16 protein-coding genes are annotated in these 14,480 nt (G+C 73.4%); 12 read left to right on the top strand and 4 right to left on the bottom strand.

Annotated elements, in window-relative coordinates:
• The first annotated feature begins 92 nt into the window (after nt 1-92).
• From rplU to proB, 4 genes are all read left to right on the top strand, one after another.
• Nucleotides 93-392, top strand: a complete 300-nt coding sequence (gene rplU / locus BLV76_RS00500) for a 50S ribosomal protein L21 (RefSeq protein WP_090967378.1) — start codon at nt 93-95, stop codon at nt 390-392.
• A 49-nt stretch (nt 393-441) separates the two neighbouring features.
• Nucleotides 442-696: a 50S ribosomal protein L27 gene (gene rpmA, locus BLV76_RS00495; RefSeq protein ID WP_090967377.1), complete on the top strand. Its 255-nt coding sequence runs from the start codon at nt 442-444 to the stop codon at nt 694-696.
• Nucleotides 697-796: 100 nt separating this feature from the next.
• A complete protein-coding gene (obgE, locus tag BLV76_RS00490) occupies nt 797-2,368 on the top strand; it encodes a GTPase ObgE (protein ID WP_090967376.1) in 1,572 nt (523 codons plus the stop codon).
• Nucleotides 2,365-3,516 carry a glutamate 5-kinase gene (proB, locus tag BLV76_RS00485; RefSeq protein WP_090967375.1) on the top strand — a complete coding sequence of 384 codons (1,152 nt, stop codon included), beginning with the start codon at nt 2,365-2,367 and terminating at the stop codon, nt 3,514-3,516. The genes obgE and proB overlap by 4 nt, the downstream gene beginning before the upstream one ends.
• On the opposite strand, the gene BLV76_RS00480 is transcribed toward proB, so the two are convergent.
• Both BLV76_RS00480 and BLV76_RS00475 read right to left on the bottom strand, forming a co-directional pair.
• The gene (locus BLV76_RS00480) at nt 3,517-3,834 is read right to left on the bottom strand and encodes a nucleoside triphosphate pyrophosphohydrolase family protein (RefSeq protein WP_217630216.1); all 318 of its coding nucleotides are present in this window, start codon (nt 3,832-3,834) and stop codon (nt 3,517-3,519) included. It abuts the gene before it with no gap.
• A 14-nt stretch (nt 3,835-3,848) separates the two neighbouring features.
• Nucleotides 3,849-4,325, bottom strand: coding sequence for an HIT family protein (locus BLV76_RS00475; RefSeq protein ID WP_090972127.1), 477 nt, complete (start codon nt 4,323-4,325; stop codon nt 3,849-3,851).
• 56 nt (nt 4,326-4,381) lie between these two features.
• Between BLV76_RS00475 and BLV76_RS00470 the strand changes: the two genes are divergently transcribed.
• Nucleotides 4,382-5,026 (top strand): nucleotidyltransferase domain-containing protein, encoded by a 645-nt coding sequence (locus BLV76_RS00470; RefSeq protein WP_090967374.1) that lies wholly within the window; start codon nt 4,382-4,384, stop codon nt 5,024-5,026.
• A 3-nt stretch (nt 5,027-5,029) separates the two neighbouring features.
• On the opposite strand, the gene BLV76_RS00465 is transcribed toward BLV76_RS00470, so the two are convergent.
• On the bottom strand, nt 5,030-6,274 hold the full coding sequence (locus BLV76_RS00465) for a hypothetical protein (protein ID WP_139306416.1): 1,245 nt from the start codon (nt 6,272-6,274) through the stop codon (nt 5,030-5,032).
• 160 nt (nt 6,275-6,434) lie between these two features.
• Between BLV76_RS00465 and BLV76_RS00460 the strand changes: the two genes are divergently transcribed.
• The 3 genes from BLV76_RS00460 to BLV76_RS00450 are packed head-to-tail and all read left to right on the top strand — an operon-like array spanning nt 6,435 to nt 9,749.
• Nucleotides 6,435-7,616: a cysteine desulfurase family protein gene (locus BLV76_RS00460; RefSeq protein WP_090967372.1), complete on the top strand. Its 1,182-nt coding sequence runs from the start codon at nt 6,435-6,437 to the stop codon at nt 7,614-7,616.
• A gap of 13 nt (nt 7,617-7,629) precedes the next feature.
• Nucleotides 7,630-8,733 carry a tRNA 2-thiouridine(34) synthase MnmA gene (gene mnmA, locus BLV76_RS00455; protein WP_090967371.1) on the top strand — a complete coding sequence of 368 codons (1,104 nt, stop codon included), beginning with the start codon at nt 7,630-7,632 and terminating at the stop codon, nt 8,731-8,733.
• A complete protein-coding gene (locus BLV76_RS00450; RefSeq protein WP_090967370.1) occupies nt 8,730-9,749 on the top strand; it encodes a uroporphyrinogen decarboxylase/cobalamine-independent methonine synthase family protein in 1,020 nt (339 codons plus the stop codon). The genes mnmA and BLV76_RS00450 overlap by 4 nt, the downstream gene beginning before the upstream one ends.
• Here the strand turns inward: BLV76_RS00450 and BLV76_RS00445 are convergent.
• A complete protein-coding gene (locus tag BLV76_RS00445) occupies nt 9,649-11,058 on the bottom strand; it encodes a hypothetical protein (protein WP_090967360.1) in 1,410 nt (469 codons plus the stop codon). The two genes, BLV76_RS00450 and BLV76_RS00445, sit on opposite strands and share 101 nt — an antisense overlap.
• A gap of 124 nt (nt 11,059-11,182) precedes the next feature.
• Here BLV76_RS00445 and BLV76_RS00440 point away from each other — a divergent pair, with 124 nt between their 5' ends.
• The 4 genes from BLV76_RS00440 to BLV76_RS00425 all read left to right on the top strand — a co-directional run.
• Nucleotides 11,183-12,184, top strand: coding sequence for a glycosyltransferase family 2 protein (locus BLV76_RS00440; protein WP_090967359.1), 1,002 nt, complete (start codon nt 11,183-11,185; stop codon nt 12,182-12,184).
• Complete coding sequence (locus tag BLV76_RS00435) at nt 12,181-12,918, top strand: class I SAM-dependent methyltransferase (protein WP_090967358.1); 738 nt, start codon at nt 12,181-12,183, stop codon at nt 12,916-12,918. The genes BLV76_RS00440 and BLV76_RS00435 overlap by 4 nt, the downstream gene beginning before the upstream one ends.
• A gap of 193 nt (nt 12,919-13,111) precedes the next feature.
• A complete protein-coding gene (locus tag BLV76_RS21930) occupies nt 13,112-13,780 on the top strand; it encodes a hypothetical protein (RefSeq protein WP_175539504.1) in 669 nt (222 codons plus the stop codon).
• 4 nt (nt 13,781-13,784) lie between these two features.
• A partial coding sequence (locus tag BLV76_RS00425) for a hypothetical protein (RefSeq protein ID WP_139306414.1) occupies nt 13,785-14,480 on the top strand: 696 nt, incomplete at its 3' end.

Below are 14,480 nucleotides of genomic sequence, written 5' to 3'. Positions count from 1 at the left end.
ACCTCGCCAGAAGTCCAGGCGGTGTCGTGCGCAGGACCCCAGTTCTTCCAGCCGTCTTCAACCGTAGAACGTATCGAGGAGAGTGACTCGCCGTGTACGCAGTCGTGCGCAGTGGCAGCAAGCAGCAGAAGGTTGCCGTGGGCGACGTCATCGAGATCGACGCGCTCGGCGCAGCTGGTGACACCCTCACCCTGCCCGTGGTGATGGTCGTCGATGGCGACAAGGTCACCGCGACCGGCCTCGACAAGGCCAGCGTGACCGTCGAGGTCACCGGCCGCACCAAGGGCCCGAAGATCATCATCCAGAAGTACAAGAACAAGACCGGCTACAAGAAGCGCCAGGGTCACCGCCAGAAGTACACCCAGGTCAAGGTCACCGACATCTCCCTCTGAGCCCCGCTCGAGGTCGACCACCATCTCTTCGTTCGCAAAGGACTGAACAATGGCTCACAAGAAGGGTGCTGCGAGCACCAAGAACGGCCGTGACTCCAACTCCCAGCGCCTCGGCGTGAAGCGCTTCGGCGGCCAGGTCGTCGGCGCGGGCGAGATCATCGTGCGCCAGCGCGGCACCCACTTCCACCCGGGCACCGGCGTGGGCCGTGGCGGCGACGACACCCTCTTCGCCCTGCAGGCCGGCGCCGTCGAGTTCGGCACCCGCCGCGGCCGCCGCGTGATCAACATCGTCCCGGGCGAGTGACGACGCGACACTGATCCACTTCTGCACTCCGCAGATTGCGAAAGGGCGTCCCTGACCGGGGACGCCCTTTCGTTGTTCCACCACCACTGACAGGAATCCCATGGCCATCCCCACGTTCGTCGACCAGGTCACGCTGCACCTCGCAGCAGGACGGGGTGGCAACGGCGTGGCCTCGGTGAAGCGCGAGAAGTTCAAGCCCCTCGGCGGACCCGACGGCGGCAACGGCGGCGAGGGTGGATCGATCATCCTGCAGGTCGACACCAGCGTCACGACCCTCGTCGACTACCACCACAGCCCCAAGCGCAAGGCCGACAACGGCGGCCAGGGCGCCGGCGACCACAAGAACGGCGGCAACGGCAAGGACCTGACCCTCGCGGTGCCCGACGGCACGGTGGTCAAGGACGCGGACGGCACGGTGCTGGCCGACCTCGTGGGCCACGGCACGACGATGGTCGTCGCGGCCGGCGGCCGCGGCGGCCTCGGCAACGCGGCGCTCGCCTCCTCCAAGCGCAAGGCCCCCGGGTTCGCGCTGCTGGGCGAGCCCGGGGACGAGCTCGTCGTACGCCTCGAGCTGAAGGTCGTCGCCGACATCGGCCTGGTCGGGTTCCCGAGCGCCGGCAAGTCCTCGGTGATCGCCGCCATCTCGCGGGCACGGCCCAAGATCGCCGACTACCCGTTCACGACCCTCATCCCCAACCTCGGCGTGGTCACCGCCGGCGAGACCACCTTCGTGGTCGCCGACGTGCCCGGCCTCATCGAGGGTGCGGCGGAGGGGCGTGGCCTCGGCCACGACTTCCTGCGCCACATCGAGCGCTGTGCGGCGCTGGTCCACGTCGTCGACACCGCCTCGATCGAGCCCGGGCGCAACCCGCTCGACGACCTCGACATCATCGAGGGCGAGCTCTCGCGCTACGGCGGCCTCGACGACCGGCCCCGGCTGGTCGCCCTCAACAAGGTCGACGTGCCGGACGGCCAGGACATCGCCGACATGGTGGTCGAGGAGCTGCGCGGCCGTGGCCTGGAGGTCTTCGAGGTCAGTGCCGCCTCGGGTGCCGGCCTGCGCGAGCTGACCTTCGCGATGGCGGAGATCGTCAGGGCCGCCCGGGCGGCCGCCCCCCAGGTCGAGGTCGAGCGGATCGTGCTCAGGCCCAGGGCCGTCGACAGCGGCGACGACTTCGAGGTCGTCGCCACGGACGACGGGTGGCGGGTGCGCGGCACCAAGCCCGAGCGCTGGGTGCGCCAGACCGACTTCAGCAACGAGGAGGCCGTCGGGTTCCTCGCCGACCGCCTCAACCGCCTCGGCGTCGAGCTCAAGCTCGCGAAGATGGGCGCGCAGGAGGGCGACGCCGTCCTCATCGGCAGCGAGGCCAACTCGGTCGTCTTCGACTTCAAGCCCAGCATCGAGGCCGGCGCCGAGATGCTCGGCCGTCGCGGCGAGGACGAGCGGTTCCGCGAGGACCGCCCCGCCCGCGACCGCCGCCGCGAGATCGCCGAGGCGATGGAGACCAAGGGCGAGGAGGAGGCCCGCGCCGATGTCGCGCGCCGCCTCGACGCCGAGCGCCGGTCGAAGGGTCCCAACCGCAGCACCGGCAGCTCCGGCGTCGGACCGATGTCCTACGAGATCGGCGGCAAGGACGACCCCGACTGGGGTGGCGAGCAGGACGACGAGTGAACGACCGCGCCGGGTCGGACCGTGCGGGGCTGGTGCGTGCCGCCCGGCGCGTCGTCGTCAAGGTCGGCTCGTCGTCGCTGACGACCGCGGCCGGCGGCATCGACCCGGCGCGTGTCCGCCAGCTCGTCGAGGTGCTGGCCGCCTCGCGTGACGCCGGCGCCGAGATCGTCCTGGTGTCGTCCGGAGCGATCGCGGCCGGACTCGCGCCGCTCGGCATGAAGAAGCGCCCCCGGGCGCTCGCCTCCCAGCAGGCCGCCGCCTCGGTGGGGCAGGGCCTGCTGGCCCACCGCTACCAGGAGGAGTTCGCCCGGCACGGGATCGTGACCGGCCAGGTGCTGCTCACCGTCGACGACGTCACCCGTCGCGCGCACTACCGCAACGCCCACCAGACCTTCGCCCGGCTCCTCGAGCTGGGCGTCGTGCCCATCGTCAACGAGAACGACACCGTCGCCACCTCCGAGATCCGGTTCGGCGACAACGACCGGCTCGCGGCCCTGGTGGCGCACCTCGTGCACGCCGACCTGCTGGTGCTGCTGTCCGACGTGGACGGCCTCTACGACGGCCCGCCGAGCCGTGCGGGATCGCGGCTGATCCCGGTCGTGCACTCCGAGGCCGACCTCGCAACGGTGACGATCGGCTCCGCCGGCGCGTCCGGCGTCGGCACCGGCGGCATGACGACCAAGGTCGATGCCGCGCGGATCGCGACCGGCGCCGGGATCGACGTGCTCCTGACCTCGGCCGACCAGGCCGCGGCGGCCCTCTCGGGGGCCGAGGTCGGCACCCACTTCGAGGCGACCGGCAAGCGTCGTCCGACCCGCCTGCTCTGGCTCGCGCACGCGACCTCCGGGCAGGGCACCCTGACACTCGACGCCGGCGCCGTGCGCGCGGTGGTGGAGCGCGGCGCCTCGCTGCTGGCTGCCGGCATCACCGGAGTCGGCGGCTCCTTCGTCGCCGGCGACGCGGTCGACGTCCTCGACCCGGCCGGCACGGTCGTGGCCCGCGGACTGGTGAACTTCGACGCCGACGAGCTCCCCGCGCTCCTCGGGCGCTCGACCGGCGAGCTGAAGGAGTCCCTCGGGGCAGCCTACGAGCGCGAGGTCATCCACCGCGACGCGATGACGCTGATCCAGCCGACACCGACCCGCTAGCTAGCCCTCCGAGAGCACCCGGTCGAGCTCGTCCATGGTGCCGGCGAACGCGCCGGCCAGGTCGACGTCGTACGCGTCGGCCAGGGTCATCACGCTCCAGAGGCAGTCGGCGAGCTCGTGGGCCAGCGCCTCGTCGAGGTCGTCGCGGGGCCGCACGCCCGCCTTGCCCTGCACGAGCTTGGCCAGGTCGCCGACGTCGCCGAGGAAGCCGAGCATGATCTCCTCGGTCGTCCACGACCGGCCGTGGGTCGCCGCCTCGACCTCGGCGTACTTCGCCCGCACCGACCGGGCCCGCTCCTGCATCTGCTCGAAGTCCATGGAGCGATCCTGCCTCAGCCGAAGTCGCGGGGGAGGCCGAGCGCCGCGGCGAGGCGGTCGGCGTACGGCCGGCGCTCCTCCGGTGGTGCGAAGCGGGCCCGGCGGTGCTGCTCGTAGAGCCGGTCGCCGGTGAAGCGCGGGAACACGTGGACGTGGAGGTGCCAGACGTCCTGGTCCCCGGCCGGCTCGTTGTGCTGGCGCGTGGAGATGCCCTCGCACCGGTAGGTGTCGCGCATCGCGACCGCGACCCGCTGGACCAGGTCCCACACGCCGTGGCCGACCTCGGCCGGGAGGTCGTAGAGGTTCTCGTGGTGGGCGCGCGGGATGACCAGCACGCCGCCCGGGTTGTCGGGCCACCAGCGCGGCGAGACCCGCACGAACGCATGACCGGTCACGGCCACGACGTCCTCGGGCTGGTTGTGGTCGTTGTGGACGCCCTCCTGGATCAGGCAGAACGGGCAGCGGTAGCCGTCGGGCTCGTGGGTGTGCACGCAGGCCACCCTGTCAGCCTCCCCGTGGGCGGGACGGGCCCGGCTAGCCTGCGGGGATGCACTGGACACCCTCGGAGGCGGACGTGGCCGAGGAGGTGGCGTTCCGGCGGCTGTACGGCGAGTGGGAGGCGCTTGACCCGGCCGGGCTGGCGGCCTTCATGGCGGCCTACGACCGCGAGTGGTGGGTCGTCGGTGGGTGGGCGATCGACGCCTTCACCGGGCAGCAGCGCGAGCACGACGACATCGACCTGGTGATCTGGCGCCGCGACCTGCCGGCGTTCCAGGAGCTGGTGGGGGAGCGGCACCACGTGTGGAGCGTCGGCTCCGGGATGCTGCGCCCGCTCGACGCCGACTGGCCCGAGCTGCACCCGGAGGCCGGGCAGGTGTGGCTGCGCGACCACGCGCTGGCGCCGTGGTTCCTCGACTGCATCCTCGCCGAGGACCGCGACGGCCTCTGGGTCTCGCGTCGCGACGACGACCACGTCGCCCCGCTCGCCGACGTGACGTGGGTGGCCGCCGACGGGATCCGCTACATGCGGCCCGAGGTCGTGCTGCACCACAAGGTCCGCCTCGACCGGCCCAAGGACCGTGCCGACCTCGAGGTCTCTTGGCCGCTTCTCGGCGCCACCGAGCAGGACTGGCTGCGCGAGGCCGTACGCCGGTGGGATCCGCACCACGGGTGGCTGGAGCTGATCGGCTGAGGGTCAGCCGGACCGCGCCCATGCGAGGGCGGAATCGCGCAGCTGCCCCGACGACAGGCCGAGCTCCGAGCGGAGGAGGTCGTCCGCCTCCCCGAACGTGGCGAAGGACCGACCTCTGAAGGTGTCCATCAGGCCCCAGAGCACGTCGTCGCCGCGCGTGCTGGCGAGGTAGTCGCACACGAGACCGGCGAGCTCGTAGTTGAGCCACGTCTCGCCCCGCTGGTAGAAGTCGGTCCCCATGCGGAGGCGTAGACCGGGCCGGCCGTCCAGCGTGGAGAAGTAGTCGAACCTGCGCTGGGCGACCGAGTAGGTCGCGGCCCTGGCGACGTACTCGGCGGTGCCCTCGGCCAGCCAGACGGGGCTCCAGTCGTCCCGCCCCGCGAGCGCGACGTGCACGAGCTCGTGACGCATCAGCAGGTCGCGCTCGAGACCGCCTCCCAGATTGGTCGGGTTGACGGCGAAGCGGTATGCGGCGACCCTCCTCCGGTCCGGTCGTGAGAGGACCGGGAAGGCGACTCCACCCGTCTGCTCGATCGTCATCGTGCTCATGTCGTCGATGGCGTCGGTGTCGCTGATGTCGTAGGCCACGACGCGTCCCGACCACGGCGGCAGGAGGGGCTCGATCGCGTCGCGCGCGGCGACGATGTCGGCCTGGATGTCGTCGGACCCAGCCCGGGTCTCGTCGTCGAAGACTCCCAGCACCCCGTCGGACTCCTCGACCGTGATCGTGGTGACGTCCCACGGCGCCGGCACCCACCCGGTCGCGGCGTCGCTCTGGAGGTTGCGGTCGTTGGTCAGCCGCACCTCGTCCTCGTCGCCCACGAACGTGTAGATCAGGGGCTGGGTGACCGGGTGCTCGTCGTAGCCGTCGAGACGCATCGTGAAGTCGATCGGCAGCTGGAGGTCCCCGTCGCCCGAGATCCGCGTCATCACGCCCTCGTCGCCGAGCTCGAGGGAGAAGTCGGTCGCCGGCAGCCGGGCGACGTTGTCCCACCACCGCGCCTGTGACGTCGCGAATGCCTCGGCACCGGGGTCGACGGTGGCGAGGAACGCGTCGCGGTCACCGTCGACCAGCGCCTGCTCGCGCTCCTCCACGAGCGCGAGGGCGGCGTCGCGGAGGGACTCGTCCATGCCGGCAGGGGCCGAGCGCTCGGGCAGCGCCGGGCCGGACTCGACCTCGGCGTCCGCCTGGCAGGCCAAGGTCGGCAGCAGGAGGAGGCAGGCGATCGAGCCCAGGGACACGCGCATGGCGGGAGCGTAGGCGTGGACCCGTCCGCGCGCGGCCGGAACGGGAAAGCCGGCGGACGGTCGGGAGAACTGCGGCCGGACGACGGTCGGGGCGGCGTGCTGGTCGTCGTACGGCCGCAGTTCTCCGCGCCTCTCGGCCCCCGCGTAGGCTTGGCAGGTCATGACCACCCCGCTCGTCTACCTCGACCACGCCGCGACCACGCCCATGCTGCCGGTCGCCGTCGAGGCGATGACCCGGCAGCTCGGCGGCGTCGGCAACGCCAGCTCGCTGCACGCGTCCGGACGCGGCGCGCGCCGGGTCGTGGAGGAGTCGCGCGAGGCCATCGCCGGGATGATCGGCGCGCGCCCGGGTGACGTCGTCTTCACCTCCGGCGGCACCGAGTCCGACAACCTCGCCCTCAAGGGCATCTTCTGGGCGCGCCGCGCGGAGGACCCGCGTCGTACGCGCATCCTCTCCACCGCCATCGAGCACCACGCCGTCCTCGACCCGCTGCACTGGCTGGCCGAGTCCGACGGCGCCGAGGTCGAGCTGCTGCCGGTGTCGTCCGAGGGCGTGCTCGATCTCGAGTCTCTCCGCGACTCAGTGGCGAGGGACCCCGGGTCGGTCGCGCTCATCTCGGTGATGTGGGCCAACAACGAGGTCGGCTCGCTGCAGCCGATCGACGAGGTCGTCGCCCTCGCCGCGGAGCACCGGATCCCCGTGCACACCGACGCCGTGCAGGCGCTCGGGCAGGAGCCGGTGGACTTCGCCGCCTCGGGCGTCGACGCCCTCACCTTCACCGGTCACAAGGTCGGTGGCCCCTACGGCGTGGGTGCGCTCGTCGTACGCCGTGACCTGGCCGTGAGCGCGCTGGTGCACGGCGGCGGGCAGGAGCGCGACATCCGCAGCGGCACCCTCGACGTGCCCGCCATCGCCGGCCTCGCAGCCGCGGTCGAGGCGTCGGTGAAGGCGCAGCACGACCACGCGATCCGCGTCGCCGAGCTGCGCGACGACCTGGTCCGGCGGGTCTGCGAGGTCGTCCCCGACGCCCACCTCCACGGCACCCCGACGGGCCCGACCCGGCTGCCGGGCAACGCGCACCTCGGCTTCCCCGGCTGCGAGGGCGACTCGCTGCTGATGCTCCTCGACGCGCGCGGCATCGAGTGCTCGACCGGCTCGGCCTGCTCGGCCGGCGTGCCCCAGCCCTCCCACGTGCTGCTGGCGATGGGCTGCGACGACGACCAGGCCCGCCACTCGCTGAGGTTCTCGCTCGGCCACACCACGACCCCGGGCGACATCGACCGCCTGGTCGAGGCGATCGGGCCGGTCGTCGAGCGCGCCCGGGCCGCCAGGGCCCGATGAGGGTGGCCCGCTGATGCGCGTCGTCGCCGCCATGTCCGGCGGGGTGGACTCCGCCGTCGCCGCCGCTCGCGCGAAGGAGGCCGGCCACGACGTGACCGGCGTGCACCTGGCGCTGAGCCGCAACCCGGCGTCGTACCGCTCCGGGGCACGGGGCTGCTGCACCATCGAGGACAGCAACGACGCCCGTCGCGCCGCCGACGTGATCGGCATCCCGTTCTACGTCTGGGACCTGTCCGACCGCTTCCACGAGGACGTGGTCGAGGACTTCATGGACGAGTACGCCGCCGGCCGCACGCCCAACCCGTGCCTGCGGTGCAACGAGAAGATCAAGTTCGCCGCGGTGCTCGACCGCGCGCTCGCGCTCGGCTTCGACGCCGTCGCGACGGGCCACTACGCGCAGCTGCGCACGGGTGCCGACGGCCTCATCGAGATGCACCGGGCCGTCGACCACGGCAAGGACCAGTCCTACGTCCTCGGGGTGCTCGACCAGGACCAGCTGCGGCACTCGATGTTCCCGCTGGGCGACACCGACAAGCCGGCCGTCCGCCGGGAGGCGGAGGCCCGCGGCCTGCTGGTCGCCGACAAGCCCGACTCGCACGACATCTGCTTCGTCGCGGACGGCGACAACGCGGGCTGGCTGCGCGAGAAGCTCGGAGACCGCGCCCCCAACCACGGCGGCGACATCGTCGACGCGACCACCGGAGAGACGGTCGGCAGCCACACCGGCACCTACGGCTTCACCATCGGCCAGCGCCGCGGGCTCCGGCTCGGCGTCCCGGCCGCCGACGGCAAGCCGCGCTTCGTCCTCGACATCGAGCCGGTCTCCGGCACGGTCACCGTCGGCCCGCGCGAGCGGCTCGCGGTCGACCACGTCGCCGGGACCAGGCCGCGCTGGTGCGGCACCGTCCCCGAGCGCGTCGACGGCACCGTCCAGCTGCGCGCCCACGGACGGGAGCACCGCGCGGTCGTCACCGTCGAGGGCGACCGCGTCGCGATCGAGCTGCTCGACCCCGCCGAGGGCATCGCGCCCGGCCAGGCGGCCGTGATCTACGACGGCACCCGCGTCGTCGGCTCGGCCACCATCGCCGCCACCCGCCCGGTCGGCGTCGGCCGATGACGACGGCGACCGGTGTCGGGTCGATGCCCGGCACCACCGACGAGGGGTACGCCGAGGCCGTCCGCGTGGTGCTCGGCGAGCTGCCCGACCTCCCGCACGTCCCCGAGGTCCCCGGGCGCGGGGTCACGGCCGGGATGACCGGACGGGCGCTCGCGGTCGTCGACGGGCTCGCCGCCGACCTCCAGCCCGCCGGCTGGCGGCTCACCGACACCAGCGGCGTCGACCACCGCCGCGCCCGTTCGCTGCTCGCGCAGGACCTCGACGCGGTCGAGGAGCTCGCGCAGGGCTACGTGGGCACCTTCAAGACCCAGGTGACCGGGCCGTGGACGCTCGCGGCCACCGTCGAGAAGCCGCGCGGCGACAAGGTGCTCAGCGACCACGGCGCGCGCCGCGAGCTCGCCCAGTCGCTCGCCGAGGGCGTCCGTGTCCACCTCGCCGACCTGCGCCGCAGGATCACCGGCGTCGACCGGTGGATCGTGCAGCTCGACGAGCCCGCGCTCGCCGCGGTCTCCCTCGCCCACGTCCCGACCGCCAGCGGTTTCGGCCGGCACCGCCGCGTCGACCCGCCCGAGCTGTCCGCGCACCTCGAGTGGGTGGTCGCCGCGATCACCGACGCCGGGGGAGAGGCCTGGGTGCACTCCTGCGCCCCGCAGACGCCGTGGTCCCTCGTCGCGGGCACGGGCGTCGTCGGCCTGTCGGCCGACCTCGACGTGCTCGGCCCCGCCGACCTCGACACCTTCGCGGAGGCCCTGGAGGGCGGTCGCAGCGCCGCACTGGGCGTCGTACCGTCCACGTCCGCCAGCGACGACCCGGCGACGGACCCGTCGGACGCGCGGCTCACCGAGCGGGTGCAGCGCTGGCTCGACATGCTCGGCCTCGACCCCGAGGTCGTCGACGAGCACCTCGTCGTGACCCCTACCTGCGGGCTGGCGGGTGCCACTCCGGGATGGGCGGGACGAGCGGTCCGTCTGTCGTCGACGGTGGCGCGCAACCTGAGCCTGCAGCAGCCTTCCTGAGCCCGGCGCCGGGAAGGTCGGCGCGGTCGAGCCAGGCCGTCGCGGGTGCGGTGTGGAGCAGCCGCACGGCCACGAGGGCGACCGCCATCGTGAGCGCGACCAGCGGCAGCAGCTCGGTCGGGCGGGTGAGGAGCGCGTCGACGAAGGCGTTGCGCCACCAGACGTCGCGCACCTTGGCATACATGTCGTCCGAGATCGCCCCGGGCGCGATCAGCACCAGCTGGAGCACCGCGACCGGGACGAACCAGCGGCGCGCGCGCTCCGAGAGCCACGGGGTCGCGAGCGCCAGCGCCGGGGAGAGGCTGACGACGAGCTCGAGGCTGGTGCGGTAGCCGTAGAAGTGGTCGCCGCCGCTGAAGCGGTTGAGCACCGCCTGGCTGAGGGTGTACGCCGCCCCGCCCGCGGCCAGCCAGCGGCTCCAGTCGGGCAGGTCACCGCGGTGCCGCCACGCGGTCGGACCGAGCACCAGCAGCAGCGGTGCCCACCAGAGCAGGCCCCGGTCGGCGGAGACGACGAAGCCCAGCCAGTTGAGCGGGTCGAGGGCGTAGCCCGCCGCGTTGCCGATGAAGTCGCCGGCGCGGTAGCCCGAGGTCGGGTCCCACGAGCCGTACATCCACCGGGTCCAGACCGAGGACAGCCCGAGCGAGGCGAGCGCGACCACGCCGACGCGGACGGCGATCGCCGGCCGGCGGCGCGTCCAGGCCGGGCCGAGCCCGACGACCGCGCAGACGAGGGCGGCGTGGAGCCGGCCCCACAGCATCACCCCTCCGAAGAGCCCGACCAGCCACCAGCGCCGGCGGTCCGCGGCCCACGCGGTGCCGAGGATGCCGAGCGTGGTGAGGGTGTGCGGCCAGACGGCGTCGGCCGACACCGACCAGACCGGGGTCGCGAGGCCGAGGATGCCCGAGGCGACGAGGGCGGCGTGGGTGCCGATCCGGTCGCGCAGGACGAGGAAGAACAGCACGACGGCCAGCGCGCTGAGGAGGGCGGCGGTCAGCCCTCCGGGCAGCGGGTCGACCGTGGCCGGGCGGGCGAGGGCGTACGCCGGGACGACGGCCGCGATCACGCCCGGGGCGCGACCGACCGCCTCGCGTCCGTCGGCGGTCTCGACGATCCACGTCTCGCGGATGATGTTGTGGTCGAGGTAGGGGAAGCCCGAGATGTCCGGGACGGGGTCGCCGGTCAGCGCGATGTGGCGCCCGGCGAAGTCGGCGGTGAACGCGTCGGGGCTCGGATCGGGGTTCGTGGTGAGCGCGTAGACGCCCGCGAGGAGCACGAACAGGAGGAGGGGGACCAGCCGCCGGGGCATGCGCGCCATTGTCCGCGCCGGGCGGGTGGCGGGCGAGGGCTGTGGCCGAGCGCTCGCCCATCGTTCGCCGACCCGTCACCTGGGTGAGGTCCGTGGGTACCGGGTCGTCCCTAGCGTCGCGGACATGAAGCTCGTGGTGCAGGTCCCGTGCCTCAACGAGGAGGAGACCCTTCCCCTCGTCCTCTCGTCGATCCCGGGGTCCATCCCGGGCATCGACGAGATCGTCGTGCTCGTCGTCGACGACGGGAGCACCGACCGGACCGTCGAGGTGGCCCGGTCGTTCGGCGTCACCGAGATCGTCAGCCACCCGCGCAACCAGGGCCTCGCCCGCTCGTTCACCGACGGGGTCAACCACGCCCTCGCGATCGGTGCCGACATCGTCGTCAACACCGACGGCGACAACCAGTACCCCCAGGAGCGCATCGCCGACCTGGTCCAGCCGATCCTGCGCGGCGAGGCCGACATCGTCATCGCGGACCGGCAGGTCGGGCTGATCGACCACTTCTCGCCGGCCAAGAAGGCGCTGCAGCGGTTCGGCTCGCGGGTGGTCAACATCGCCGCGCGCACCGAGCTGCCCGACGCCGCGAGCGGCTTCCGCGCCTACTCGCGCGAGTCGCTGATGCGGCTCAACACGGTCACGCGCTTCAGCTACTGCATGGAGACGATCATCCAGGCGGGCAACAAGAACCTCGCGATCGCGAGCCTGCCGGTGATCACGAACGCCAAGACCCGCGAGTCACGGCTGTTCTCCTCCACGCGCCAGCACGTCTTCCGCTCCGGTGCCGCGATCGTGCGCGCCTACGTGATGTACCGCCCCTACGTGATCTTCGGCGTGATGGCGATGCTCTTCGGGGTGCTGGGGCTGCTGCCCTACCTCCGGTACGCCGTCCTCGCCGCGGCCGGGCAGGGCGGCGGCCACGTGCAGTCGCTCCTCGTCGGCGCCGCGCTGGTCGTGGTGTCGTCGCTCTGCGTGATGCTCGGCATCGTCTCCGACCTGATCCGCACCAACCGCGCGCTCATCGAGGCGAACCTCGAGCACACCAAGCGCGCCCGCTACGACATCCTCCGCGTGCCCACCACGCCCGCGATCGACGCTCCTGTCCCACGGAAGGCCGGCATCCGGTGAAGTCGCTCTACGTCCGTCTCGTCCGCCTCGTCGCGGCACCGCTGCGCGCGATCGGCGTCCTCGGCTGTCTGCGCCGCCGCGCCCCGCGCTCGCGCACGGCCACGTGGCTGCTTTCGCTCTTCGCGATCCACGACGTCGACGGGCTGCAGGAGCTCGACGTGCCGTGGTGGACGTTCGACTCGGCCGACCGGGCCGCGGACTGGCTGCGCGAGCACCCCGGCGCGCGCGTCTTCGAGTGGGGCTCCGGCGCCTCGACGATGTGGCTCGCCTCCCGGGCGGGCTCCGTCCACTCGGTCGAGCACCACGCCGGCTGGGCGTCGATGATCGCGCCCCGCCTGCCGGACAACGTCGAGCTCCGGGTCGTCGAGCCGGTCGCCAGCGACGCGCCGGTCGTGGGCTCGGCGAAGCCTGGCCACGGTGGCCTGGACTTCGCCGACTACGTCGCCGCGATCGACGACGTGCCGGGCGAGTTCGACCTGGTGGTCATCGACGGCCGCGCTCGCGAGGCGTGCCTGGCCCGGGCCGTCGACCGGCTCGCCCCCGGCGGCGTCATCGTCTTCGACAACGTCGACCGCCGGCGCTACGTCGACGCCATCGACAGCACGGTCGCCGCGGTCGGCGACCGGGTCTCGGTCACCATGACCCGCGGCCTCACGCCCGCCCTGCCCTACCCGACGCGCACCGCCCTGCTGCACTCGTCGCTGGTGCCCACCCGTGACGCCGGGGTGACGTGACCCGCCGACGGGCGCTCCAGCTCGCCCGCGTCCTGTTCGTCCTCCTCACCCTCACCCTCGCCTGGTGGGGTTCCGGGGTCGCTGGGACGAGATCGGCGACGCGGCTCCGCACCGGTCCGCTCCGGCTGCCGCGCGGTGCTCTGCGCGGTCGCCGGGCTCGCGCTGACGGGGTGCTCTGGCGGCTGCTGCTGCGGTGGCTGGCTCGAGGTCGGGCCCTCGCGACGCCGCGCGGTCTTCTTCGTCGGCCAGCTCGGAAGTACGTCCGGCTCCGTCGGAGCGTCGCCGTCAGGCGCAGCTCGGCCGGCGCCACGACTGCCCGCCCGCTCAAACTCTTCTCGCCACCCTCGAGGCAGATGGGCGGTGCGGGACCTGCCTCAGCCCGCTGTGGGGCTGGGCCGCGCTGCTCGTCGGCGCGGCGTCGCTCTCCCCGCCGCTGCTGCGCCTGCTGGCCGACCGCCTCGCCGGACACGGGGTGCGGGCCGCGCTGGGTCCGGCGGAAGTGGCGCGCTCAGTGGCCCTGATGGCGCTCGTGTGGCTGGCCTACGGCGCATCGCTCCTGCTGCTCGTGACCGGCAGGGCCGCGGCACCGAGCCTGCTCGCCGCGGCGGCGGCCTTCGCGCTCGCCCACGCGGTCGGCGTGCTGGTCGTCTTCGCACCCGCCGGTGTCGGCGCGCGCGAGGCGGTGCTCGTCGCGCTGCTCGCGCCCGTGCTCGGGGTGCCCGGTGCCGTCGCGGTCGCCCTGCTCTCGCGGGTCGCGCACGCGGTGGCCGACTTCCTCCTCGCCCTCCTCGCGTCGACGGCAGCGGGCCTCGCCGCGCCGTCCCGGCACGCGGGGGAGCCGGCAGGTGTCCGCGGACGGTGAGGCGGTGGCCGGGACCCACGCGCCCGGCCGACCGTCCGTCCCGTCCGGCCGCGCGACCCTGCGCGCCGCCCTGCCCGTCGCGGTCGCGGTGCTCGCGCTGCACGTGGTGTTCGTCGTGGCCAGGGCCGCCCTGGTCGGCGGGCTCGACGGGTTCGTCGTCTACGACGGCCGCGCCTACTTCCGGATCGCGCTCGACCCGCTGACGCGCGCCGTCTCCGACCACGGCATCACCTTCACCCCCGCCTACTGGCAGACCCGCATCGGGTACCCGCTGACCGCCTGGCTCGGCTCGCTCGGCGGTCGCCACGCGCTGGTGGCGGCCGCTCTCGTGGTGGTCAACCTGCTCGCCGTCACGGGGATCGCCCTCGTCGCCGCCTGCACCGCCCGGCGGCTCGGTCGCGGCGTGTGGTGGGGAGCCGTCCCGGCCCTCTGGGCCGGCTTCCTCGTCGGTCTCGGCCAGGACCTCACCGAGCCGCTCGCCGGGCTGCTGCTCCTCGGTGCGCTCGTGCTCCTCCGCTCCCACCGGCACCTGCTCGCCGCGCTCGCGCTCACCGCTGCCGCCCTCACCCGGGAGACGACGCTGCTCGTCGCCGCTGCCGTGCTCGTCGTGTCCCTCGTGCCGTCGCGCGGTCGTCGTACGGCGCCGGGGTGGTGGGTGGGCACGCTGCCGCTCGCGGTGTACGCCGGGTGGCGCACGTGG

This window comes from Nocardioides exalbidus (genome assembly GCF_900105585.1).
GTDB lineage: Bacteria > Actinomycetota > Actinomycetes > Propionibacteriales > Nocardioidaceae > Nocardioides > Nocardioides exalbidus.
Note: the sequence above shows the minus strand (reverse complement) of the source record. Positions and strands in the feature narration are given on the sequence as shown.

Excerpts from the sequence above, each read along its gene's own strand:
- rpmA (WP_090967377.1), top strand. The coding sequence starts at position 442 with ATGGCTCACAAGAAGGGTGCTGCGAGCACCAAGAACGGCCGTGACTCC.
- obgE (WP_090967376.1), top strand. The coding sequence starts at position 797 with ATGGCCATCCCCACGTTCGTCGACCAGGTCACGCTGCACCTCGCAGCA.
- BLV76_RS00480 (WP_217630216.1), bottom strand. The coding sequence starts at position 3,834 with ATGGACTTCGAGCAGATGCAGGAGCGGGCCCGGTCGGTGCGGGCGAAG.
- BLV76_RS00470 (WP_090967374.1), top strand. The coding sequence starts at position 4,382 with ATGCACTGGACACCCTCGGAGGCGGACGTGGCCGAGGAGGTGGCGTTC.
- BLV76_RS00465 (WP_139306416.1), bottom strand. The coding sequence starts at position 6,274 with ATGCGCGTGTCCCTGGGCTCGATCGCCTGCCTCCTCCTGCTGCCGACC.
- BLV76_RS00460 (WP_090967372.1), top strand. The coding sequence starts at position 6,435 with ATGACCACCCCGCTCGTCTACCTCGACCACGCCGCGACCACGCCCATG.
- mnmA (WP_090967371.1), top strand. The coding sequence starts at position 7,630 with ATGCGCGTCGTCGCCGCCATGTCCGGCGGGGTGGACTCCGCCGTCGCC.
- BLV76_RS00450 (WP_090967370.1), top strand. The coding sequence starts at position 8,730 with ATGACGACGGCGACCGGTGTCGGGTCGATGCCCGGCACCACCGACGAG.
- BLV76_RS00445 (WP_090967360.1), bottom strand. The coding sequence starts at position 11,058 with ATGCCCCGGCGGCTGGTCCCCCTCCTCCTGTTCGTGCTCCTCGCGGGC.
- BLV76_RS00440 (WP_090967359.1), top strand. The coding sequence starts at position 11,183 with ATGAAGCTCGTGGTGCAGGTCCCGTGCCTCAACGAGGAGGAGACCCTT.